General features: G+C 43.0%; 16 protein-coding genes, 2 tRNA genes and 1 pseudogene. 4 read left to right on the forward strand and 15 right to left on the reverse strand.

The window, feature by feature from the left end:
* Nucleotides 1–45 precede the first annotated feature (45 nt).
* Nucleotides 46–264, forward strand: coding sequence for a DUF3107 domain-containing protein (locus HXT40_RS05415; RefSeq protein WP_004105154.1), 219 nt, complete (start codon nt 46–48; stop codon nt 262–264).
* Nucleotides 265–325: 61 nt separating this feature from the next.
* Here HXT40_RS05415 and HXT40_RS05420 read toward each other — a convergent pair whose 3' ends face one another.
* On the reverse strand, nt 326–1,183 hold the full coding sequence (locus HXT40_RS05420; protein ID WP_421777342.1) for a PHP domain-containing protein: 858 nt from the start codon (nt 1,181–1,183) through the stop codon (nt 326–328).
* Between the two features lie 175 nt (nt 1,184–1,358).
* Here HXT40_RS05420 and HXT40_RS05425 point away from each other — a divergent pair, with 175 nt between their 5' ends.
* Complete coding sequence (locus HXT40_RS05425) at nt 1,359–2,009, forward strand: vitamin K epoxide reductase family protein (protein WP_174182629.1); 651 nt, start codon at nt 1,359–1,361, stop codon at nt 2,007–2,009.
* Between the two features lie 66 nt (nt 2,010–2,075).
* Here HXT40_RS05425 and murI read toward each other — a convergent pair whose 3' ends face one another.
* The 5 genes from murI to HXT40_RS05450 form a co-directional block, all read right to left on the reverse strand.
* Nucleotides 2,076–2,846, reverse strand: a complete 771-nt coding sequence (gene murI / locus HXT40_RS05430) for a glutamate racemase (protein WP_116440532.1) — start codon at nt 2,844–2,846, stop codon at nt 2,076–2,078.
* A 62-nt stretch (nt 2,847–2,908) separates the two neighbouring features.
* Nucleotides 2,909–4,600: a nickel ABC transporter ATP-binding protein NikE gene (nikE, locus tag HXT40_RS05435; protein WP_421777209.1), complete on the reverse strand. Its 1,692-nt coding sequence runs from the start codon at nt 4,598–4,600 to the stop codon at nt 2,909–2,911.
* Nucleotides 4,601–4,606: 6 nt separating this feature from the next.
* On the reverse strand, nt 4,607–6,316 hold the full coding sequence (locus HXT40_RS05440; protein WP_415692927.1) for an ABC transporter substrate-binding protein: 1,710 nt from the start codon (nt 6,314–6,316) through the stop codon (nt 4,607–4,609).
* 173 nt (nt 6,317–6,489) lie between these two features.
* The gene (locus HXT40_RS05445) at nt 6,490–7,686 is read right to left on the reverse strand and encodes an ABC transporter permease (RefSeq protein WP_012913938.1); all 1,197 of its coding nucleotides are present in this window, start codon (nt 7,684–7,686) and stop codon (nt 6,490–6,492) included.
* Complete coding sequence (locus tag HXT40_RS05450) at nt 7,683–8,612, reverse strand: ABC transporter permease (protein ID WP_004110570.1); 930 nt, start codon at nt 8,610–8,612, stop codon at nt 7,683–7,685. Before HXT40_RS05450 ends, HXT40_RS05445 begins: the two co-directional genes overlap by 4 nt.
* Nucleotides 8,613–9,124: 512 nt before the next feature.
* Between HXT40_RS05450 and HXT40_RS05455 the strand changes: the two genes are divergently transcribed.
* Together HXT40_RS05455 and HXT40_RS05460 are read left to right on the forward strand one after the other, a co-directional pair.
* A complete protein-coding gene (locus HXT40_RS05455) occupies nt 9,125–9,400 on the forward strand; it encodes a BrnT family toxin (protein ID WP_004110572.1) in 276 nt (91 codons plus the stop codon).
* On the forward strand, nt 9,378–9,581 hold the full coding sequence (locus tag HXT40_RS05460; RefSeq protein WP_033888599.1) for a hypothetical protein: 204 nt from the start codon (nt 9,378–9,380) through the stop codon (nt 9,579–9,581). The genes HXT40_RS05455 and HXT40_RS05460 overlap by 23 nt, the downstream gene beginning before the upstream one ends.
* A gap of 89 nt (nt 9,582–9,670) precedes the next feature.
* On the opposite strand, the gene ileS is transcribed toward HXT40_RS05460, so the two are convergent.
* The 9 genes and pseudogenes from ileS to HXT40_RS05505 form a co-directional block, all read right to left on the reverse strand.
* Entirely contained in the window at nt 9,671–13,081 is a 3,411-nt protein-coding gene (gene ileS / locus HXT40_RS05465; protein ID WP_012913935.1) for a mupirocin-resistant isoleucine--tRNA ligase, read from the reverse strand.
* 346 nt (nt 13,082–13,427) lie between these two features.
* Nucleotides 13,428–14,513, reverse strand: a complete 1,086-nt coding sequence (locus tag HXT40_RS05470) for an Abi family protein (protein WP_100066723.1) — start codon at nt 14,511–14,513, stop codon at nt 13,428–13,430.
* Between the two features lie 199 nt (nt 14,514–14,712).
* Nucleotides 14,713–14,785, reverse strand: a tRNA-Arg gene (locus HXT40_RS05475).
* Between the two features lie 43 nt (nt 14,786–14,828).
* Entirely contained in the window at nt 14,829–15,179 is a 351-nt protein-coding gene (locus tag HXT40_RS05480; protein WP_076002682.1) for an exodeoxyribonuclease VII small subunit, read from the reverse strand.
* A 57-nt stretch (nt 15,180–15,236) separates the two neighbouring features.
* Complete coding sequence (gene xseA, locus HXT40_RS05485; RefSeq protein WP_102155773.1) at nt 15,237–16,643, reverse strand: exodeoxyribonuclease VII large subunit; 1,407 nt, start codon at nt 16,641–16,643, stop codon at nt 15,237–15,239.
* A 119-nt stretch (nt 16,644–16,762) separates the two neighbouring features.
* Nucleotides 16,763–16,836 (reverse strand) — tRNA-Lys (locus tag HXT40_RS05490).
* A gap of 88 nt (nt 16,837–16,924) precedes the next feature.
* Nucleotides 16,925–18,038 (reverse strand): annotated as a pseudogene (locus HXT40_RS05495) (class C sortase).
* Between the two features lie 107 nt (nt 18,039–18,145).
* Nucleotides 18,146–23,806, reverse strand: coding sequence for a S8 family serine peptidase (locus HXT40_RS05500; protein WP_416091171.1), 5,661 nt, complete (start codon nt 23,804–23,806; stop codon nt 18,146–18,148).
* Between the two features lie 721 nt (nt 23,807–24,527).
* Nucleotides 24,528–25,271, reverse strand: a complete 744-nt coding sequence (locus tag HXT40_RS05505; protein ID WP_410299461.1) for an Abi family protein — start codon at nt 25,269–25,271, stop codon at nt 24,528–24,530.
* Nucleotides 25,272–25,529: the final 258 nt, after the last annotated feature.

Consider the following 25,529-nt stretch of genomic DNA (forward strand, 5'->3'; position numbering starts at 1 on the left):
TACTAATTAAAACGATAAATAGCGTAAAAAGCAAAAGGAGTATGTATGCGAGTTGTTTTAGGAGTAAAAAACGTTTCTGATTCCATCGATTTTGAAACCAACCAAAGCGCAGAAGAAGTGCGCAAAGTGATTAACGATTCCAAAGATATGCTTGAGTTTACGGACGTAAATGGGCGCACTATTATGGTCTCAGCTTCGTCGCTGTCTTACGCACTCATCGGCGATACGCCAAAGCATTCAGTAGGCTTCGGAGCACTCAACTAAAATAACGAAATTCCGCTAAGAGCGGCAGAAACTTTACAGCAACATAAATAAATAAATAGTTTTAGAGCTTATAGCCGCGCAAGAGTATTTCCGATACTACTTCGCGGCTTGTTGTTTCTTCGCCCAAACGATTTGGCTTACCGTAGCCATGCCAATCCGAGCCGCCCGTCACAAGCAAATCGCACTTACTCGCTAAAGAAAGCAGTCTTTCACGCTGTGCTTTAGAATTTCCGCGATGATACACTTCTAAACCGTCAAGACCAGCTTTAGCAAACGATATAATTTGATTATCCGAAAGAAGCACGCGGTTACGCGTAGGGTCGGCAGGATGCGCAATAACAACAACCCCTCCAGCATCTTTAACAGCCTCAATAACTTCACGAACATTTGGAGAAGGAGTTGGTATATAGTACGGGCTGCACGGAGAAATAGGCCCAGCAAAAGCTTCAGAACGCGTTTTATACACGCCAGCTTTTACTAAAGCATCAGCGATATGCGGCCGCCCGATTGTAGTTAAGTCGCCGAGCTTCGCTTGAGCCAAAACGTCATCCCAAGTAATTGGAAAATCGCGCGACATACATTCAACCATACGCTTTGTGCGATCAAAACGACGCTTCCTAGTAAGCTCAAACATGCTCACAATCATGCTATTTTTCGGATTGTACTGGTATGCGAGCATGTGCACAAACACGCCTGAGTCTTGCGCAGTAATCTCCGAACCAAATAATACTGGCACATTCGAAGCTTTAGCTGCCTCTTGAAAATCATGCCATCCTGCAGTTGTGTCGTGGTCAGTAATAGCAACAGCTTGCAAACCAACGATTTTAGCTTGCGTAATTAAATCTTCTGGAGTTGCAGTGCCGTCTGAATAAACAGTATGACAGTGCAAATCCCAGCGTTCGCGCGCAAAATTCATCATGCTGGAGTTGCTATCGCTAGCATGATTTGATGCGTCACGTTGGTTGTTGCTTATTGCGGTCATATAATCATCGTAAACTGTGCCATGTAACGAGAAATGAATATGCACACATAATTATTTGCTATTATTTATTATTATTCACATCATTCGCAATTAGTAACTTTTAGGAGCAGCAATGGAGCAAACTGACGCCGCTAAAGAAAACTATGAAACAACACTTAGCGGATGGAGGCACTCTGCAGCATGGACGTATGGCATTATGCTATTTTTCTCTGCAGTAGCACTCGTAACTTCGCTTATACTTTCTGCTGAAACTCTTGCTTTAGCACGCGAACCTAATAAGCTGCTCAGCTGCGACTTCAACAGCGTAGTATCCTGCTCTAGAGTTGCACAAACTTGGCAGGCAGAAATTGTGAAATTTGGCGAATTAAGCTTCCCAAACGCATTCTTTGGAATTGCTGCAGAAAGCGTATTCGTAACGCTCGCAGTTATTGGAATGATTCGCGTACGCGTGCCGCGATGGTTCGCAATTTGCACTTGGCTTGGTGGGTTATGCGCTCTTGTTTATGCTTACTGGCTGTTTTCGCAATCTATGTTCGTAATTCACGCGTTGTGCCCGTGGTGCATTGTGCTTATGTTCTCCACAACAATGCAATTTATATCGTTGACTCACGCAAGCGTAAGTTCGCAAAAGTTGCTTGTTAAGCGTTTTAGCTTGGTTGAAAGCTATTACCGTTTGCGATACGACTTGCTAATAGATGTGCTTTGGGTTGCGGCATTGCTTACTTTGATTTTGTGCCAATATTCTAAAGTATTTTTTGGCTGAATAAGAGCGATTTTTAACGCAAAATCTTAACGCAAAATCTTAACGCAAAATCTTAACGCAAGTCTTTCAGCACAAGCTCTTCGCAAGTTGCTGCATGCGCAAGCTTGTATCCGAATTAGTAAGAGTTATGCTGCCTTCTTGAGAATCGCTTGCAAGCTCATTATTAAGTTCCAATATTTTGCGCAAATGATTAATAGTTCCTTCGTTGCCGTCAACAATATTCGTGCGCGCAGGCAAAAACTCGCGGAAATAATCCCTATAAAACACAAAATGAGTACAGCCCAGCACAACCGAATCAATACTGTCTAAATCATACTCGTCGAAATACTTGTGAAGAGCAGCAAAAACTACATCACGATTATTAAGCTCCCCACGCTCAACAATACGCACTAAATCAGGACAAGGCTGCGAAAAAATCGTGTTATTTTGCGAAAAACGTTGCAGCAAATCCGCAAACTTATGCTCGCGCAAAGTAAGCTCAGTTGCGGCCACAATTACGCGCTGAGGCTCACCTTTACCTAAATCACAAGCTAATTTAAGCGCCGGCTCCATACCTATGATAGGTATATTGTAATGCGCGCGCAAATCGTTCACAGCTGCGGAAGTGGCAGTATTACAAGCAATTACAACAGCTTTTACATTTAGGCGAACAAAATGCTCGACAATTGCAAAGCTTAACTTTTTAACTTCTTCAGGCGTTTTAATGCCGTACGGCGCGTTTGCAGAGTCGCCGAAATAAATAATTCGCTCATGCGGAAGAGCAGCATGCAACTGACGAGCTACGGAAATGCCTCCAAGCCCAGAATCAAAAACGCCAATTGCTGCCGACGATGCCATAAACTACCTCCTAAAAACGCTTACTATCGTAATGGCGAGTGTCAACATACTAGGAAAACATACTACGAAATATATCGAACGCTGCCATTTCTAATTATGGCAACTTCGCTAGCAACTTCTTGCACAACGCCAACATCATGAGTAATAAACAAGCATGCGTAACGGTATTTTTGTTGCAAATCATGCAATAAGTTAAGTACACAACGTTGCACTGTTACGTCAAGCGCAGAAGTTGGCTCATCCACAATAAGCAGAGAAGGCTGCAAAATCAACGCTCGCGCAATACCTACGCGCTGTCTTTGACCTCCGGAAAGCTCGTGAGGAAAACGGCTTGCGAATTCAACTGGCAGTTGTACTTGATTAAGCATTTCTTCAACGCGCTCTAAACGCTCATTGTCATCAAGATTCGTGTGTAAAAGTAATGGTTCTGCAATACTCCAGCCAATGGTTTTACGCGGATTTAGTGCAGAACCTGAATCTTGAAAAACGTATCCAATTCGCGATAATGCTTGACGGCGAGCTTTATTGTTTAATCTGTTTAAGTTTTCTCCATTAAGTAGCACTAATCCTGAATTTGGTTTGATTTGCCCAGAAATAAGCTTTGCAATAGTGGTTTTCCCAGCTCCAGACTCCCCGACTAAAGCTAGTGTAGAGCCAGAGTTAATGCGCAAGTTTGCATTAGCGAGAGCAAGCTTATTTGAATTTTTGCTAAAACGAGCATGCGAATACTTCACACTTACGCCTTGAACTTCAACTACTGGAGATTCAGATCCTGGAGATTCAGATCCTGGAGATTCAGATCCTGGAGATTCAGAAATATTCTTAGCAATATTCTTAGCAATTGCTTTTGCTACTTCTTCTATACTTTCATAAGAATCACCACTTGAAGCATATTGCATATCAAATTTAGGAACAGAATCTAGCAAAGTGCGCGTATATTCGTGCTTAGGATTCGCAAAAATATGCTGAACTTCGCCAAATTCCACAATATTCCCGCCTTGCATTACATACATTTCATCTGCGAGCGCGCGCACAACACTCATATCGTGCGTAATAATTAATACAGCAAGCTGTAATTTCTCCGACAAATTACGTATAAGACGTAAAATATCTCGTTGCGTGGTGATGTCGAGTGCTGTTGTAGGCTCGTCTGCAATCAAAACTTGTGGACGATTTATTAAAGCCATAGCAATCATCGCACGCTGGAGTTGGCCGCCAGAAAGCTCATGCGGATAAGAACGATACACGCGCTCAGCATCACTCAACTCAACCTCGAGAAGCTGCGAAATCACACGCTTCTTACGCTCTCTTTGGCTAAGCTTTCCTGCTTTTTCAGGATGATATATTAGCGCTTCTTCTATTTGCTTGCCAATTGTTTTCACAGGATTAAACGCACTGGACGGCTCCTGAAAAATCATGCCAATCATGCCACCGCGAATATGCTCATAAGAGGCATCTTCGCTAAGCAAATTTATAAAAGATTCGTTAGCATCCGAAGCGTTAAGAAGCGCCGCATTCCCTTCAACACGCGCATTATTATCGAGCAATCCCATAAGAGCCAACGCAGTAAGTGACTTTCCAGAACCGGACTCGCCTACTAACGCAGAAACCATTCCATCACGCAATCGCATAGAAACATTGCGTGTAATTTGCCTACCGTCAATCGAAACTGACAAATCTTCAACGCTTATAACAATTCTTTTACGCGCATCCAAATCTTTATTATCCAAAGCTTGCGCATCCAAATTCGTCATCTTCAATCACCTATTCAAAGACACAGCTGCATAATTAGGGTAAGCAGGAAAACTTCCGATGTAGAAATTCTCAACACCGCTTCCATGAATAAACGTATTATGCGAGTAAATAAGCGGAACAACAGGAGAATCTTCCATAATAGCGTGATCCGCCTTTTGCCACAGTTTATGAGCCGAATTCTCGTCAACAGTTTGCACAGCTTCGCGAATTAAAGCATCTACTTTAGGATTCGAATAACGAGAAATATTCCAGTTACCGCCGCCAATTTGCGAAGAATCAAAAAGCGGTCCCAAATTCGCAAAAGCAGAAGGAAAATCAGGCTGCCACGAAGCCAAAGCCAAATCGTAATCTCCGGAATTTGACGTAATTGCATCCGTAAAGTTTATTGCATCAACAGTTTTAATCGTCACTTTAATACCAGCTCGCTTTAAACTTGATTGCACAGAAGATGCCACTTGCGTTTGATCCGGACGAGCAATCAGAATCAACTTAATATCGGTTTTACCTGATTTTTTCAACAGTTGTTTAGCTTTCTCAACGTTCCCTCGAGGATCTTCAGAATACAAATTAAACTGCTTTCGACCAGAAATACCAGGCGTAATAAGCGTAGTAGCAAAACCTCCAGCAATTTCGCCACCCTTCGCAGTTCGATACGACTGCTTATCAACAGCATACTGAATCGCTTTTCGAACATTGATATCCGTTATTCTGCGCGTATTAATAGCCAAATATTCAAGAGCACCATCACTACTAGTAGTTAGCAACTTGCGAGATTGAGGATGCGCTTGAGCTTGTGCAAGCTGAGCAGGCGGCACAAAATCAGCCAAAAATGCGGTTTTTGTATCCGTATTTCCTTGAATCATAGACTGAGCTGAAACAGTAGTGTCTGAACCAAGTTTCCACACAATTTCATCTGCAGAAGCTGTGCGAGTACTGTCGAGCTTGGAATCCCAATACTTATTGCGTTGCATTACAACTTGCTTTCCAACTTCGTTCTGCACAATCCTGTATGGTCCTGAAGATTTCGGCCTTTTACTATATGTCTGAGCATCGCCTGAACTAGTTGGAACTGGCACAAATGCAGCCAAAGATGTCACCCACGGCCAATCTGCAAAAGGTGCTTTCAAATGGAAAATAATCGTTTGATTATCTGGAGTTTCAATCGAATCAAGCGACTTTCCGTCGAATGGTCCTCTATAGTTTTCAGCTCCAACAAGAAGAGTTTTGTGATATCCAAAACCACCGCTTAACGAATCTGCAAACGAGCGCTCAATACCAAATTTAATATCGTGCGAAGTGATTTCGGTTCCATCTTCATACTTAACACCCTTTTTAAGAGTGTATTTCCAAGTTTTTCCGCCGTCACTTGTTGTGCCAGTATCCGTTGCCAAATCTGGAACTACGCGCGTTTGCTCGCTTGAATCCGGACTTACTTTCCACGTAGTAAGTGCGCGGAAGATGAAATTATTTGACGTAATTGGCAAACCCTGACTGCGAGCTGGATCGAAATTCATATTCGTATTTGACGTAAATATTGTAAAAGTTCCGCCTTTTTTAGGATTAGAATTTAGCACGGAAGCGTTCGTAATACTGGTTTTCCCAGAGTTGTAATTTGTGCAAGCTGAAAGCGAAAGTAGTGAAATTGTAAGTAGTGAAAAAGCTGCTGTTGAAGCAAGAATTTTCTTTGAAGCCGTATTATTTTTGAAAATGAACATAATAATCCCCTTATTTCTTTAATCTTTTCTATTTAAAATTTAATTCTTTAAAACTCGCGCATAAGCTATTTAACATTTTTGAACTTGAGAAAAAGTGAGCGAGCTGACACGAGCAGCATCAAGCAAACGCAAGCGCTTAGTCCTCGCCCACTAACAATTTCACTCGAAAGGCACTAACAGACTGCGGCACGAGGATCGATGAAACGATAACAGATGTCAACAATAAGATTCGCAACAATCACAAGCGCAGCCGCAAAAAGCGTCACACCAACCAGCACTTGCAAATCAAGATTTTTAACAGAATCAAGAAGTAGCGAACCCAAACCTTGCATAGAGAAAACTCTCTCAGTAATCACAGCACCGCCAAGCAAACCGCCTAGATCCAAGCCAAACATTGTTAGCACAGGAAGCATTACGTTAGGCAGAGCGTGACGAGTTATAACTTTCGTTCGCGGCATACCCTTAGCCAAGGCAGTGCGCATATAATCCTGTTGCAACTCGTCAAGCATATGAGCACGAGTAAGTCGCGTATAATAAGCAGCGTTAAGAAGTGCCAAAACAATCCACGGAAGTAGCAAATGCTGCAGCCAACCTAAAGGATCATCCGAAAAATTCACATAACCGCCTGTAGGGAAAATTGGCAGATATACTGCAAAAGCAAGTATTGCAAGCATACCAATCAGGTAAGCAGGGGACGAAATCCCCACTGAAGAAAGCGCTCTAAATGCACGATCAAAAAGCGATCCTTCTTTAGAAGCAGAAATCACTCCGGTTACTACACCAATAATTACCCAAAGTAATGCAGCGCCAATCGCCAAAGAAGCTGTCACAGCAAAACGGCTCATAATAAGATCTGTGACTGGTTCGTTAAGCGTGAAGGACCAGCCTAAGCATGGAGACGAGCAGATAATTGCGGCACCAGCGGCTGAAATTCCTGAGGATGCAGAATTAGTTCCAAATTCTCGTCCAAAAAATATCCCACGAATATAGTTTCCAAGCTGCTCATACCACGGCGCGTCCGTGCCCATAAATGCGGAAACTCGAGCCAAACGCTCAGGAGTGCACGGCTTTCCGCAAGCTAGTTGCGCAGGATTCGCTGGGAGCATAAAGAAAATAAGGAATAATACAACTGCAATCAGTGTTAAAACAAGTACCGCGCTTGCTGAACGCTTTATTAAAAACGTAAGAAAATCTACGGTTTTGCTAATAATTCGCGAGTTTTTTGCGGATTCATTATTGCTGTTATTACTAATATTTTGTTGCATATTTTTCTTCTGCGTATTATTTACATTCTGCTTATTGCTGATATTTTTCGTACTGCTATTACTATTTTTTGTATCGCTATTACTAATATTTTCCTTATATCTCATGCCGTCGCCGCCTTTTTAGCGCGAGGCTGAAGAGCACTGGCCAAACCGTCACCAACAAGATTAAAACCGAAAGTTAGCAAGAACAGTGCAGTTCCAGGGAAAAGTAAATACCATGGGTCAACTAAAACCCACTGCACAGCTTCCGCAATAGCGCGACCCCACGAAGGCGAAGGCGGATTCATACCAACGCCAAGGAAAGACAACGCAGCTTCAGCTCCAATTCGTCCAGGAATAAGGAACGTTACATTCACAAGCAACAACGGCATCATATTTGGCATTATTTGTTCACGAAGAACATGCCACGTACCGGCTCCCATTACGCGAGATGCAACTGCAAAATTGCGAGATTTAAGCGTAAGAGTTTGAGCGCGAACTAAACGCGCAATACTTGGCCAACCAAAAAATCCTAAAACAAGTATTAGTAGAAGCGGACGCGGAAAATCTTGCGGCACAACAGCAGACAAAGCAATCGCAAAAATCAGGAACGGGAAACCGAAGAACACGTCCATTGTGCGCGAAAGCAAAGCATCTGCAAAACCACTGAAATACCCTGCAATCATGCCGATTACGATGCCAAGAAATAGCGATATTATGGTAGAAGCGACGCCAATTCCAAGAGATACGCGCGCGCCATGAGCCACAATTGCAAAAATATCAAGACCACGAAGTGGCGTAAGACCAAACCAATGCTGGAAATTAATGCCACCAAAACCTGTTGGAACAGAATTAAAATCTAAATATTCTGGATGCTCATCATAAGGATTATTGCCAGTGATTGCAGTAAAAGCATCGGCAAAAATTGCCAAAATCACAAAAATTGCAATAATTATACTTCCGATAATAATGCCAGAATTATTTCCAGTAGGAACGGTGACGCTAGATGAATCACGCTTATAGCGTGAACGAAATACACCGACCCTTCTCATCTTTACTCATTTCGTCACCTGCACTTTCTTTTTGAATATCATGCAATATAAATTAACGCAAAACACAAATCGAGTAAAAATTTGTATTGTTGTCTTATCGACACTATAGGAACCCATAGAAAACGGGGTGTCACATTGACTCGCTTTTCGATTAAGCGTAGCGCGAAAAGAGACCCAATGCGGTAGCACCGACTCAATGCTGAAAGCACAGTGTGCTTTCAGCGTCGGCGCGCACTCGATTACGCTTTCTTTATTCTCTTAAGAAAGCGTAATCTGACGACCAACAATCCAAAAAATGTTAATTAACTGCTCTTGCTTGAAGCTGCATTGTGCGCTTCAAGCAAGCTCAATGCGGTAGCGCTTGCTTCTATAAATAGCCTTTAACCACAATGCGTAAAAAAATCTAGGAAAGCCGACTTAAAGCATTTACGATACTTAATACAAAACAACAATCATTAAAAATAGTTTCAATTGATGCTATTTTACGTTAAAATAGACGATAGAAGGTGAGTATGAATTTTGAGTACGATCCTGCAAAGAGCTTAAAAAATTTAGCTAAACATGGTATCAGTTTCAAAAAAGCTCAAATACTTTGGAATAATGAAATAACTGAAATCAAATCCAAAAATTCAGGCAATGATGACTCTCGCTACTTAGTTTTTGGAAAGATAGACAGCAAACATTGGACTGCAGTAATAACAAAAAGAAATAATCGAATTCGTATTATTTCTGTAAGAAGATCACGAAAGAAGGAGGAACAATATTATGAAAAACACCACAAAAAGTAAAGAGATAAGCGGAAAAGAAATTGATAGAAAATTCGATAACGGCGAAGACGTACTTGAGTACTTTGATTTGGAGCATCCAATTATAGAGAACCACTCGAACGAACAAAAGCACGTCACTTTTATTATGCCTGGATGGATATTGAGAATAATGAAATTCTTTAGAGTAGCTACAACACGGTAGTCAAATAAAACTAGAAGTAAAACAAAACGTGCCGACGTATTGAAATACACCGGCACGTTTTGTTTAGTTAATTAGCTGTTAGTTGTGTTTTACGCACGCTTAAGAGTTACGCTAAGCTCAGTTGCGCTAGAATCAGCCTCAACAACCTCGAAGCTCGTAGCCAAAGTCTCCTCCGCAATCAAATCGCGGAACTGCTCAACTTTAACAACGTCCGAAGCTGGCACGCTCAAAGTCAAAGCGATTCGGTCACTAATATCCAAACCGTTCTCCTTACGGGCATCCTGAACAGCGCGAATAGCGTCGCGAGCGTAACCTTCAGCAAGCAAATCGCTAGTCAAAGCAGTGTCGAGCATAACGAAACCGCCAGTTGGCATTGCAGCAGAAGCAGTATTCGCAGCCGCTTGAGCATCCGAAGACTCAACGCGATTTACAAGCTCATACTCGCCCTCAACAAGCGCAACTTCGCCGTTTGGAGTCTGAACAACAGGAGCGCCAGACTCGTCAACTCGCCAATCGCCACTCTTAGAAGACTTAATAGCAAACTGCACCTGCTTACCCAAACGAGGACCAGCCGCGCGCGCATTCACCTTAAGCTCGTGAACAATCTTCAAACCGTGGTTGCTTGCGTCTTCCAAAGTGCAGAATGTAACATTCTTCACGTTAAGCTCGCGCTCAAGAACCTGCTCGTAAGGCTCAACAGCAGCAGTATTTTCTGCAACAACCGTCAAGTTTGCCAATGGCTGGCGTACGCGCAACTGTTCCGCCTTACGCAACGAAAGCGCAGAAGACACAACCTCGCGAACCTTATCCATAGCAGCAACCAAAGCATCGTCATGAGCAAGAACAGCACCAAGCTCAGTGACTGTTCCAGCCTTAGGGTTCTTCTCACCGTCTGAAAGAGTTTCAGGCTCCACCAAATAAGGCCAATCAGCCAAATGCACGGATTCGCCACCGGTAAGACCGCGCCAAACAGCCTCAGCTTCCATAGGAGCAAGAGGAGCAATCGTGCGCATGAACACTTCCAACACAGTGTAAAGCGTGTTGAAAGCAGTCTCGTCTTCATTCCAGAAGCGGTCACGACTGCCGCGAATATACCAATTCGTAAGCACGTCAATAAAATCGCCAACTGCTGCGCAAGCATCGCTAATCGCAAACGCGTTCAAGCACTTTTCTACGCGCTCAACAAGCAAACGCGTGCGAGCAAGCAAATAACGATCCATGTTGCAAAGTCCTGCAACCTCATCCGCGCGAAGGCGACGAGCGTCATAACCCTTACCACCGTTTGCAGCATTCGCATACAAAGTGAAGAAGTAGTACGAGCTCCAAACTGGAAGCATAACCTGACGAACCGTATCCCTAATGCCGTCTGCAGTCACAATCAAATTGCCACCGCGCAAAATTGGCGAAGACATGAGGAACCAGCGCATTGCGTCCGAGCCGTACTCGTTGAAAACGCCGTTCACATCCGGGTAATTGCGCAAATGCTTACTCATCTTCTGGCCGTCGGAACCAAGCACGATGCCGTGGCAAATCACGTTCTTATAAGCTGGGCGGTCGAATAGAGCCGTAGCCATAATGTGAAGCGTGTAGAACCAGCCACGAGTCTGACCAATATATTCAACGATGTAGTCGCATGGGAAGTGCTCTTCGAAGAATTCCTTATTTTCAAACGGATAATGGAACTGCGCGAAAGGCATGGAACCAGACTCAAACCAGCAGTCGAGAACATCCGTAATACGATGCATTTGCGACTTTCCAGTAGGATCGTCTGGATTTGGACGAGTAAGGCGATCAATATACGGGCGGTGCATATTCACATTGCCGTCGTCATCGCGCGGATAGTCGCCAAAATCAGCCTTAAGCTCTTCCAAAGAACCGTACACGTCTACGCGAGGATACTTTGGATCGTCACTCACCCACACTGGAATTGGCGAACCCCAGAAGCGGTTACGGCTAATCGACCAGTCGCGCGCGTTAGAAAGCCACTTACCAAACTGACCGTCCTTAACGTTTCCAGGAATCCAATTAATCTCCTGATTAAGCTCAAGCAAGCGCTTCTTAATCTTCGTAACAGACACAAACCAGCTAGAAACAGGCTTATAAATAAGCGGAGTTGCACAACGCCAGCAATGAGGATAGCTGTGCACGTAGCTTTTTTCTTGGAATAGCAACGCGCGCTGATCTTCCGGCATTTGAGCAAGCGGACCGTCTCCTGCACGCAAGTTACGCAAAATTGGCAAGTTCGCGTCGAAAACGTACAAGCCTTCGTAATCTGGGCAGTCGCTTGTAAACTTGCAGCCTGCGTCGAGCACGTCAACGCTGCGAATTTCGTGCGCGTTAAGCGTGTTCATATCGTCCTCGCCGTAAGGAGCCTGGTGAACGAGACCAGTACCTTCAGCGGTGTCAACATAATCTGCAGTGAAAATCGTAAAAGCGTTAGGACCAGGAGTGCCACCCTCGGAAAGCGCGGAATCGCTTGCAAAGTATGGGAACACTGGGTAGTAGCGCCAACCAGCCATCTCAGCGCCCTTAAGTTCGCGCACAACTTCGTAATTTTCGCCAAGTTCCTTAGTGTAGGAGCCAAGCAAAGGCTTACCGATGTAGAACTTTTTACCTGCGAACTTGCCTTCAGTTGGGCGAACTTCCACGTAGTCGATGTCTGCGCCAACTACGATTGCGAAATTGGTTGGCACAGTCCAAGGAGTAGTGGTCCAGAATACTGCGTAAGCGTCGGCTTCGTCGCGAAGCTTAACGGCAACGGAAACGGTAGTATCCTGACGATTCTGGTACACATCCGCGTCCATGCGAAGCTCGTGGGCTGAAAGTGGAGTTTGGTCCTTCGGGCAGTACGGAAGCACGCGGTAACCCTTGTAAGCCAAGCCCTTATCGTAAAGCTGCTTAAATGCCCACATAACGGATTCCATGTATGGAATGTTCAGCGTTTTGTAACCGCGCTCGAAATCAACCCAGCGAGCCTGACGATGCACGTAGTTTTGCCACTCGTTCGTGTACTTCAAAACGCTGGCACGGCAAGCATCGTTGAACTTTGCGATGCCCATTTTTTCGATTTGTTCAACCGATTCAATGCCGAGTTCCTTCTGCGCTTCCAACTCTGCAGGAAGACCGTGAGTATCCCAACCAAAAACGCGGTTTACTTTGCGACCGCGCATAGTCTGATAGCGCGGAACGACGTCTTTTGCGTAGCCTGTGAGCAGGTGGCCGTAGTGAGGAAGACCGTTTGCGAATGGAGGGCCGTCGAAGAACACGAACTCGTTTTGGCTACCCTTGCCGGACGGGCGGTATTCGATTGACTTGCGGAAAGTGTTGTTTGCATCCCAGTATTGGAGAACTGATTCTTCAAGCTTTGGGAAGGAAGGATTTGGTGCAACTTGCGCGCCGGAGTTTTCTTGCGTTGATGCTGAAACACTTACCTTTGGGTATACGTGATTTGCGGACGTATTTTCGGACGCGTTTGCTGCTGGATTAGTGGATTCGCTCACTGTGCTCTCCTCGCTCAACAGGGTGAATATTTCCCTGCGAGGACGACAGTTACTGCCGCGGTACCACCTCGCTTGCTATAAGATGATTACGTAACGTGTATCGCAATGCATAACGCAAGTGCGTAACACAAATATGCAACGCAATCGAACTATTCCCATAGCCTCTCGTGTTTGGCTGTGCGGGCCAACCCCGTCGGTTCTAATAAGCTAGAATCTTACGATTCCTCGCCGTTCTTCCGAAAACTCCCCGCCGATAACGGATCATCGCTTAAGTTAGAAACAATCTAACACTATCCCCTAACATTAGGAATAATTTCGCGACTCGCGAATAATTTTCATGACATTTTCATGACATATTATCCAAAAATGCCTTAGCTTCATTAGCATTGCTAAAAGCAATGCCATCGTCAGAAATTTTGCCATTCATAATTTGATTAGCGTGATTCATAGCCTTAAGCGTTGCCTCGTTTGGAACAGACAAGTTACTATTCAAGATAATATTTTCTTTAATTTTATTTTTCCAATCATAAAATTCATCAATACTAGACATTCCAATGCATTCAATAACATTTTTAGAGCAATTTGGAACTTTATCGCAAAGCGCAACAAGTAATTTTTCAATCTTCTCTAAAAACTCTAGATAATAGCTAGTTTCTAATAATATGTCGAAATCTTTAATAAGCTGAAAGACTGTTGCATTATCACTATGCGGTCTAGCACAATACAAACGTTCATCATGCGCACAAATATTTCTGAACTCTTTAATTCTTCTATAAATAGAATCAATTTTTATTGACGTAATATCTTTTTGAGAACAGTGTGAAGAATTATAAAGTTCAGTATATTTTTTAGCAACCAAACCTCTAACGCATTTAGTTTGCGCTTTGTAAAACCAGAACATCTGTCCGAAAGTCAAATCATTAGATAAAACCCATAATGGAACTTGCCCATCGTGATTATTGATACAATGTCGTATGTACTCTTTTCCTATATTTAATTTTTGATTATTTGACTTATTATTTTCTATAATTCGATTAAATGCTTTAATTAAACCACCTGATTCCTTTGGATCTTCATAGTTAGTTTCATTAAGGTAAGCATTAACTTCATTACCGTGCATTTGGCTAAAGCAATATGAACATGATGACCTTAACAATGCTTCTGCTCTAGTTGTAGCTGCAAAGATAACACTGCGAAGTTCACGATCAAATTTAAAAAGATAATAAATGTGTTCAAACTTTGTTCCTTGAACATATTTATTCGAATTTTTTGACTCAAGAAATGGATTTTTATATCCATTTACAACGCTATAGTAACCTTCTCTTTCAAGTATTTCCATAGCTTTAATCTCATCAGGAAACACTACTCCTCTAGACTTAAGTAATTCTATTTGTTGTCTGATAGTAGTAAAAGGTTTATAAATCACCATCATCCCCACCAATCCCCCGCTATTAGATGCACAAAGAGCCAATCAATCGCTTGATTGGCTCTTCGCGAACCAGACACTGCCTGGCTTCACCACTACTTAATTATACGAAAGAAACTAATATTTGTCAACAAAAAATAGGCGAATTATACAGCACACAACACCATTGCACAAATATAAACTGCACAACGTCCACACATAAAAGTGCCCCGGATCAGAATCGAACTGACGACACCCACTTTAGGAGAGTGGTGCTCTATCCACTGAGCTACCGAGGCAACAAATGGCAATTATACACTATGGCGTGTCACTGCGGCGCGCTTAATCCTCAAGATTAGACTGCGTGCCAGCCGTAGCCGCCGTCGCCGACTGCTCCGCCTGCGCCGCGTCCAACTTAGCGCGAACCGTGGCAAGCAAACCCTGCGCGCGCTTTGCCAACGCCTCGCCAATCTCCCACTGACGCATGGACTGATCGAGCGTCAAACCACCAGCTTCCAACGCTTGAACCGCCTGAACCAGCTTTTCGCGAGCTTCTTCGTACGGCATCGCCTCAATCGCAGCGCGCTCTTCTTTCGTAAGTGTGCTTGCAAATTCTGTGTTTTCTGCAGTTTCTACACTTTCATTACTTTCTGCCGCTACTTCTTCCGCTTTTTTCGTTACTTTCTCACTCATATCTAACCTTTCGTTGTATCTAAATAAATATCTAAAATATCTAAAATATCTAAAAAATTACTTACTTGACTTTTTACTTGGCTTTATGAAAGCAGACTTAGTAACAGCTGACTTTGTTCCAGTCACCTTGCCAAGAACCACGCCACTTTTAAGCGTAACTGTCATATCGTCGCCAACTTTCGCTAAAGCCGCGTCGTCAAGCACTCGCCCACCACTGAGCTGCACAACCGCGTATCCGCGATTCAAAGTCGATTGCGGACTTAACGCAGTCAAGCTCGCGTGAGCCTTCTCAACAGTCAAACTCGCGTCGTCAAGAAGTCGCACCAAACCGTGACGCATTCGCTCAACAGCCTGCTCAACCAAACGCTCGTGCGGCTCAAGCATAGTGCTCGGGCGCGTAAGGCTCGGGCGATTCGCGTAACCTTCAACGAGACGAATCTCATTGTCAACGCGCGCAGAAATTCGCATGCGCATAGTTTGCAACGCGTTATCAATAAGCTGCCACTGCTCGCGTACGTCTGGAACCACGCGCTTTGCAGCATCCGTAGGAGTCGAAGCGCGCATGTCTGCAGCCAAATCAATCAGCGTCCAATCGTCCTCGTGACCAATTGCAGACACAATCGGCGTCACGCACGCAGCAGTAGCGCGAACCACACCCTCATCTGAAAAACCAATCAAATCTTCAAAGCTTCCACCGCCGCGAGCAACGATAATAACGTCAACTTCTGGATCCGCGTCGAGCTGCTTAATTGCGGCAATAATATCCGCCGGGCACTGCACGCCCTGCACGTGCGCGTGAATAACTTTGAAGCGCGTAACAGGCCAGCGCAAATTCACGTTCGTAATAACATCGCCTTCAGCGCGCGCTTGAGGAGCGCACACAAGTCCGATGCACTTAGGAAATTCCGGCAGCGGAACCTTATTTTCAGCATCAAATAAGCCCTCGCCCTTAAGCTTTTTTCGCAACTCGTCAATTTGCGCTTTTAAGTCACCGGCACCGACGCGGCGGATTTCGTCTGCAACGAAGCTCAAACGCGTGGCTTTTACCCAAATATCCGCCTTGCCGTGAACGACTACGCGGTCGCCCTGGCGAAGTTCGCGCGCCTGCTGCACGAAATTGCTGAAGCCCATTACTGAAATCGACACTTCTTCATTACTGTCGCGAAGGGTGATGTAACCGGAAGAAGCGCGGCGCATGTTAATTTCGACGATTTGACCCTCAATCCACGCGGCTGGCCAGCGTTCTACTGCACTGTGGAACTTTTGGCTTAAAACGGCAACAGGCCACGGATTTTCGGCAGTCGTGTCGGCGGCTTTTAGAGGGAGCTGTCGCGGCTGAGCTTGCTGCGGCGTAAGTGATTGCAGCTGCGACTGAACTTGTTGCGACTGCGACTGTGCTAAATTTAGCAGCGGTTGTTGCGGCTGTTCAAGCTGGGCATCATCTTGGAATAATTGCGGCATCATATTTGACGAGGTCATGTTTCCAGCTTGACTGCAAAGAAGGACAAACGCGCGCTGCTGCATATGCGTGACGGAGAGATTAGATACGAAAAAACCCAAGCGCGAAGCTTGGGTTTTGCTTGTGCCCCCTCAGGGATTCGAACCCTGGACACGCTGATTAAGAGTCAGCTGCTCTAACCAACTGAGCTAAAGGGGCGTTGGTTATCTTGGCTCGTTTCGCGAACCGAGTAACTACTATACTCAGAATGAGCTTGCGCGCAAGCCGGCGTGTCGCATTGCTGCGCTCAGGCAGGTCGTTTGCGCAACTTACGCAAGATTTTGCGCGAAACCGCCAGCAAATGCCTGCCTTGCACACTACTCACACCATTCTTCTTTCGCAACGACGCAATCAGCATCATCGCCATCAACACCGCAGACATCACCATCGATATCACAAACAACGTCATCCACAACGACCACTGCATATGGCCGCCCGGCACGTTAGCAGGATCCGGCAACACACGATACCCCGTCACGAGCAGCCTGTGCGTGTTAATTCCATACGGGGTACACGTAATCAGCGTCGCCAAGTCGCGCCCCTTTTCGCGCCGCAACAAACGAATATCGTTCGGCTCCACCACATTTATGCGAAACACTCTGTATCGAAGAGTCTTGCCTTGCACGTCAAAGTAGAAGTAATCACCTTTTTTCAGCGTGTTTAAATCGTCGAACATTGTGGCATCCGGCATACCCGTATGCGCCGTCACAACCGTGTGCCTGCTTTTGCCGCCCACCGGCAAATCCGTGCCGTACAAATGCCCCGCTCCCATCGCGAGAGTATCTTGAGTAGTTCCATGGTAAATCGGCAGCCTCACGTCAATTTTCGGTATTTTCACAATGCCCATAATCCCCATCGACATCACTAAGCACTTTTTCGTACTCTTTATATTCGGGAGTGTCCATGTAGTCGTTATTGCCGTTATACGGGTCCGCGCTAATAATCGCCTTGTGGCGAGCGTTGTATTCACGCGCTTTTCACAAAATTTCCGCGCGATTTTCTTTAGGCTTTTCCTTATTTAATTTATCGTACTCGATTGAGAGTTCTTTGGCAGCATGGTTGTTGACCAAAGTAGAAACCACAGGATAGCTGAAACACAAAATGCCAATAGTAACAAGCGCAATCGGCTCAGCCAGCTTGCGAAGTGTGGACATTGGTTTTGGGGAAGATTGCTCTTGTGATGATGAAGATTACGAAGACTGCGTAGACTGCGCAGACTGCGCAGATTCAGTATTTTCGGAAGATGCAGCGATTCCAGAGCTTGCGGAAGATTCCGCACTTTTGGAGGACTTATTAGCGCGCATACGAGCCAGCCGCTTAAATAGCGCGCGAGCAGACTCTGCAAAATCAGCTAGCTTCATAATTCCTCCAATAATAATAAAAAAGGAGCAAAGAGCACTCCCACCTTATTAGAAGATGAAAGTGCTCTTTGTTTATTTATTTTTGTTTATTTACTTATTTTGTTTATTTACTTGCTTGTGTGCGTATGATGGCGGCGAGTTTTAAACGTTACAGCACCGCTTGCAAGCAATACCATAAACGTCACAACCATGCCAATCACACTGCTACCAGTCATCGCCAAATCAGAAGTCATCTTCTTGGCGGCAGACTTAGCGTCAGCCTGCTCCTTTTCAGCAGCCTTCTGCTTTGCAGCAGCGTTGCCAGATGCAGCACCTGCGTTGCCACTTCCACTGGAGGCATTTCCGTCTGTACCAACGTAAGTAGTGCCAGTAAATGTGCCAAATCCAGAATCAGCACCTAATCCGTTATCAAATCCAGTACCAGAATGAAGCTCCGAATACTTCAGGTTAATCTCTGCAGCTGTTTCATCGAACGCTGTAGCATTCTCAGGAACAACCCACACGTTAGCCCAAGCAAGCTGCTCACCTTTGTCGTTAAGCAAAACAATCGTATGCTTACCGAAGTAGCCAGCTGGAATCACAACATTAAACTGAGGTTGACCATTCTTATCCAAAGTTACTTTCACATACTTAGATCCATCTGCGCCCTTCAATAACACAGGCGAAGAATACATGTAAGCATAAGCGTAAGCAACCTTGTTTTTCTTAAGTTCCTTGATGAACTCGCTCGTGACAGAAGAGACCTTAGTCTTGTGAGACTTAGAGCCAGCATCACCCTTAGCAGGAGCATCCATGCCAGCGAAATACAACTTCACAGGATTGCTCTTACCAGCACGAACAACATTATTCATATGTTCACCAGCAACAAGGATTCCCTTAAGCGACTGATCTAGCTTTGCGGTAGATTCAGGAGCTTTAGGTGCTGGAGTTGAGGCGGAAGGAGGATTGACAGTTACAGAGGAGGAACCATGATCGTTCCCATGACCATCATTCGACTTCTTTTCAACGACGAATTCTGCGGAAGTATTCTTCGTTGCAACGTTACCCGCATAATCAACAGCTTCAACTGTGATTAAGTGCTTTCCGGCAGAAAACTCCTTAACTGGAACATTAACAGTCAATTCACTCTTATTTGGAACAGCTGGCTTATTCTTAGCAGCATCCAGTTCATTTTCTGAAAGGATATTAGCAGCTAACGTCTTTTGCAAATTATTCTCTGCAGAAGACACATCCTTACCGTCGATAGACACATGAAGTGACTTAATATTCTTATCTTTTGCGCTCACCTTGATAACATATGAATCACTGACTTTCTGATCATTCAGTAATGTCATATTGACTGTTGGAATTTCATTGTCAAAGACTACAGGAATCATTCCAGCAAATTGATACTTATTCTTGTCACCAAATTGCATGAGAATGTGATCTTTGTCTGCAACATGAATCTTAGTTGTGAAGCTCTTACGATTTACAGCAGCTCCACCACCGTCAAACGACATGAAGTTGGATACCACAGAACCGTTGATATAGAAATCATATCCAAATGCGTCATCACTCAAAGTGCCTTCGAAATCTACAGTGTCTTTGTTGACAAACAAAGTATCGCCGTAAAGTTCTGGCTTAGATAACGTAATCTTTGGAGGCTCATTATCAAAGAAGATAGCAGCCGGACCATCAAAGAGTTTCTTATCTCCAGACTTCACAAGAAGATGGAAATCATTAACACCAGGATGCATAGGCAACTTTATAGAGAAATTACCTTTATCATCAGGCTTAGTCTCAACAGGCTTTGGATCCTCATATTCACCATTATCTTTTACGCGATTTGCCTCAGTAAATGATATGGACGTAATATTCTTGCTCTTATCTACATGACCTCTAAATACGAGAGAATTATTAGTAATGTCCTTTGGATCAGTCTTGTCACTGTGTATCCACATATACTTCTTGTCTATTACATCCAAATTATCAGCGACAATCAAATTCAAAGAGCCATCTTCATCACCAGTATTAGCCTTTGATACAGTAGCACGACCAGCTAATCCAATATCTTGCCTAATACTATTGCCATCATTCACAGCAACTAATGTGATACTTTTTTCGCTTGTAAGAGGTTTTACAGTAACATCAAAAGTTCCATCAGATTTGACTGTGACTTTATCACGAGCATCAACAGTAGTTTTCTTCTCACCAGTCAACCAATCACTTTCATCAGGATCTGAAGCTGTTTTTGCACGCTTATAACGAACTTGAAGCTTATTTGTGTTCGTAACTTTACCCTTGATTTCTACCGAACCATCACTTTTAACAGGCAACATTCCATCACTGTTGGCATTCGTGACACTAACAGTTGGCATATGCGAATTAAAGTAAATTGTAAGGCTATCAGAAGCAACTACTGCTCCATTAGAATCAGAAGCTTCAACTTTAACATCATTTTTACCGTCTTTCAACGATAATGCTGCGTCAAACTTCATGTTTTCAGGCTTAAAATCAAGTGTTTGAACAGTATCGCTACCGTTAGTAACGCTAATCTTCACATGATTTATATCTTTACTTACATAACCTATGAGATCAACCTTACCATTTTTCAAATCCTTCAAACCAAGCTTCTCGCCATCAAGCACGCTTTTACCTGTAAGATACAAAGATTTATTCTTAAAGACCTTACTTTGATCATTCCAGTTGCCACCCATATCTTTTATGCTTGCACTAATATAAGTGTCATCTTTATCTAAGATAACGTCGCATACGTGATAACCTTTGCTATCTGTCTCGCATGGTGTTTTTTCATAATCGTCATCATACATTTTGATAGTTTTATCAACTGATTGGCTTGAAACCATCAAATCACTAAGTTCGCTCTTCATAGCATCTTTGACACTAATGGTGATTTTTTGTGCATCTTTCTTTATTGGATGACCATTATCATCTTCATCATCGACTTTCACATTAACAGGATCAGAAATTATCATTTCTGGCTTATGTGTATCAATCTTGAAACGCATATCGCAATTCTGCCAACTGAATTTATCACCTAATCGAGCAGAGATACGGTACTTATAATAACCGTCAGGAAGAGTTTCAAAGTTTCCCGTTTGAGGATTATATACTTTACCATCAAACTTACTTACAGGAGAAACGTAAGTAGCTTCAGCTTGATCAAGAGAGCCAAAATTACCTAAGCTCATTCTTGAAACATTATGTTCCTCACCTAGTACTCGTAATTCTTTACCTCTATCATTTAGTATCGAATAACGCAAATCAGCAGCATTGCGCAACAAAACCATAGCTGGAACTAATGAATCTAATACACCATCTCCATTAGGAGAAAATTCGTAAGCACTATCCGATTCCTTATTTACTTGCACTGCAGGCATCATGAAGTAAGGCCCTGCAAGTAGTTTAGTTCCAGATTTGCCATATACGTCTTTAGGACCAAGGATTATAGGCTCATGATTCCAATTTCCAGCAAAGCCAAGATATGGAACAGCTAAGTCTTGTTCTCCGCTAGTTTTTGAAGTAAAACGAATCCATCCTTCAATATAATGATCGCGCGAAGAGTTAATATCAAGCTTAAAGGTGACAGATGCAGTTTTATTAGCTAGAACAGTCACAGTCTGACTAAGAGAATTTAACGATTCATCATTACTAATATACGTATGCGTATTCTTATCTTTATCGTTTGATTCATTAATAACATCTTGCTGAGGAATATTATAAGTTACGTCTTTATTGCTGTAATTATGTAAATTGACAGTAATATTACGTCCAGAATCTTTAACTTCTCGTAGAGCAGCATATGAATTGCCATCGACTGTTGCAATCACGTTAGCAGCAACAGCTTTATCGACCTGAGCTAAACCAGCGCCGATCTGACGAGGAGCGTAAGGAACACCGTCTTTATTCTTAAGAATCATTGCGGTATTCATTAAAGCTTGACGTACACGAATCGCAAGATCCTTTGGAGAAAGATTAGGGAAACGCTTCTTATAGCTTTCCATCACTAACGCCGAAAGACCGGAAACGTTTGGAGCAGCCATAGAAGTACCAGACATGCTAGTGTACTTATTTCCATTCTGCGTGGACCACACGTTACCACCGATACCAGCAATCTGAGGCTTAAAATCAAGTTCTGGAGTTGGACCCCAAGAAGTAAATGTTGAAGGCTTCAAATTTTCTGGATTATTATTAACCATGAAAGCATCATTGAATGAAATTTTTACTGTTCCATCTTTGAGAGCTTTAACGATTTGTAAAGCATCATCACGACGAATTGATGCTCCAAAGCATGTGAACTTTTCAACTCCGGCCATGCCAAGGAACTGTGCCGAATCGCCAGCTTTGTTATAAACAATTACACCATCAGCACCCTTATCAATAGCATTCTGGAATTTTTCACTAAATGCTATTGCGCCACGTTCAACTAAAGCGTACTTTCCGTGAAGATCCAAATTCTTAACTTCATCTTCTTTGCCAAGACCGATGTTCACAATCTCATGTTCTTTACCGTCAGCTTTACCTGTAGCAGGCGAATAAGGAATTGACGTTTTTTTATTAGTTTTGTCAACCCACTCAGATTTAAGCTGAGTAAGATGCGAGTTTTCAACAGAAGCTACGCTAAATGCTTCAGGGAATGCAGCAGGTGAACCTAAAGTAGCATCATCCCATTTTCCAAGAGCGTCATCTTCACCACCAGATGGAGAGAAGTTCAAACCAGAGTTTCCTGCAGAAATAACTGGAAGCACACCAGCTTCATACGCCTTTTTTAATGCTACACTAGTAGCACTTGACGTTCCGCTAAAACCGTTATCTGAACCAAGAGACATGTTAATAACGTCTGCGCCAAGCTTTACAGAATCTTCGATTGCAGCAACTATATCCGAGTCACGAGCACCATGCGAACCTGGCATATTTGAGAAGACTTTCATTGCAAGCAACTGTGCATTTGGAGCAATTCCGTCTACACGCCAATTCTTGTCTGCTGGCTTACCAGGTTCATCACCATTAGCGGCAACAATACCAGCAACGTGCATACCATGCTGCTCTGCACCACTATCTGTAATAGTGTAATTTTCATCAGCATAATTGTAGCCATTCGGAACTTTATCAGTGAAACCTTTTCTTGGCTGTACTTTCAGATGACTCTTCGCTGAATTATCAAGCTTCATATCTTGATGAGTTGGATCGATACCCGTATCGATAATAGAAACAAGCATTCCGGTTCCATCAAGACCACGTCTTTTAAATTCTTCATTCACACCCTGCAAGCCGCGAGCGTAATTTTCAAGAGGGTAATACAAACGTTCTTTTGCAACAGAGGCTACTTCTGGTTCAGACTGCAAAGCTGCCATTTTATCGATTGGCAACGTAGCTTCAAAGCCGTTCATAAGGTAACCAAATTGGCGACGTACTGTCATGCCATATTTTGAAGACCATTTTTCAATAAGACGATTCTGTTCAGCTTTATTACTGCTTTCAGCTTGTTTCGAAGGAAGTTTTGGCTGTTTCTTCAAAGTAACAATAACAGTTACAGGTTTTTTAGAATTAATAACTGTTCTTGAACCAAATTTTTTGTAAAGATTGTAGCTATCAATATAACTTTTATGAGATTCTTTACTTAATTTTAATAACTGACTTTTTGTGAAAACGCCGTTATTCTGTGTAGCATTTTTAGCATTTGCTGTACCAAGCGGCACCATAAGCGTCGCCGCGGCCACACTTAATGCTGCTAAACGAGTCAGATATGACGTTCGTTTGAACTTCATAAACATACTCTCCTTCAAAATGGTGGTTGTTATCCCGGAAAAATTTCGGTTCTAGCTATCACAAACTCATACCAGCTGCCAAAATCTTTCATACTGGCTGCCAAAATTTTTCATGCGGGTGTAAATATTTTTGTTACGCTGGTTTGAATCATTTCCGCTAAATATCGCATAAGAGATATACCCCCCCCCATGCAAACAGCAAATAATGGTGCATTTTTGCAAGTGCAACAAAATATTTTTCATATACTCTAGCACTTGTTTAAAGAGAAAAAATTTTTTTAACTTGTTAATTTAGCAAATAAAATTTGAAAAATTTGTATTTAGGATAGAAAAAATGGCTAAATTACGCCATTTCCTCGCAAACACTTTTCCACAAGTAACATGTAAAAAATCTGTAGTTAACATATAATTTACAGAATTTTTCAAAAACCTTGCATTTTGACAATGTTTTTTAAAAAAATATTGCTGGTTTACCAACTAATGTTAGTGCGTTGCGCAATATAAACCGTAAATTTTTCAGCCAACCGACGATATGCGCAACTGACCGAAACTTTACACGGTGAGAGCGTTACCTCGATTTGAGCAAAAACCCACCAAAGACCTCCAAACACGGGCGCGACGACTTGCTTGAGCGCAGCATTGCGCGCGCTCAGGCAGGCAGTTCGCGCAACTTACGCATTTGCTTTCATACCGTTTACTTCATCAACACCAATCATCAGTATTAATCATCAACACCAATCATCAGTTCCAAATATTTATTAGCAGCTTTACGTATTTTTGAGGGATCAATCCATCCAGTTGTAAACGACTTATTAACCGCATGAAGTAGCGTAAACAGTGCGTTCGTAAGATTCCTCTTTCCCCTAGCTATGTTATATAAATTATCAAAATGAGCTGCTTTATTCCTAATCTCTTTAATATAAATAAGATTTTTTGCTATTATTCTTCTATCCTCATCGTACTCTTTATTCATTTTTGAACAGTTCACAAATGGAAACGCATTGCCTACAGCATCTTTCCAAAGTTTTTGTTGAATGCGATTGCTATTTTTTGTTTCCGAAGATCCAACAAGCTTTACCCATGTTCCCCACATGAGTTTAGATAAAATGTCATCATGATTTACGCTTCTACCATCATGCGAGTGAACTGCAATTTCTCTCGCTTGCTTGATTTGATTTTCAATCAAATCTTTAACCAAATCTGGCGTATACAGAGGATTGGTCCATTCCTCATTTTGCTTTTCTTTCAACGCAAGTTTACGAAGTTCTAAATCAATTGAATTACGCACGCATATTTCTACGTATCCAATCTGCTCATGCAATATTCCTGCTAATTCATGATTCGATTTGCATATAAGCATAGCTGTACCTAAATCATTATTTGCATCGCGCATATAACGATTAAATCTAGCCACGCCACAAAATTGTTGCGCTTCTTGCAAAGTAAAAAATGTATTAGCAGACATGAAAATATTGTACATTATTGCACATTTAGTTTGACATTCGCCACGAAATATAACATGACAAACGCAAATTCTAAGGGGATGTGGTAGACTCTAATTTACCTGTGTAGGTTGCTCCTACACGTGATTTCATTGAGCTCTTGTTTGTTTAGAACAAGAGCTCAGTTGTTTTGGATGGTGGGTTTACTAAACGTAGGTTTGTGTGGTACTCCAAAAGCGAGGAAAGTTTTTCACATTTGGAGGGTTTTAGGTTGTGTTTTG

This window comes from Gardnerella sp. DNF01180P (assembly GCF_049244205.1).
Classification (GTDB): Bacteria; Actinomycetota; Actinomycetes; order Actinomycetales; family Bifidobacteriaceae; genus Bifidobacterium; species Bifidobacterium swidsinskii.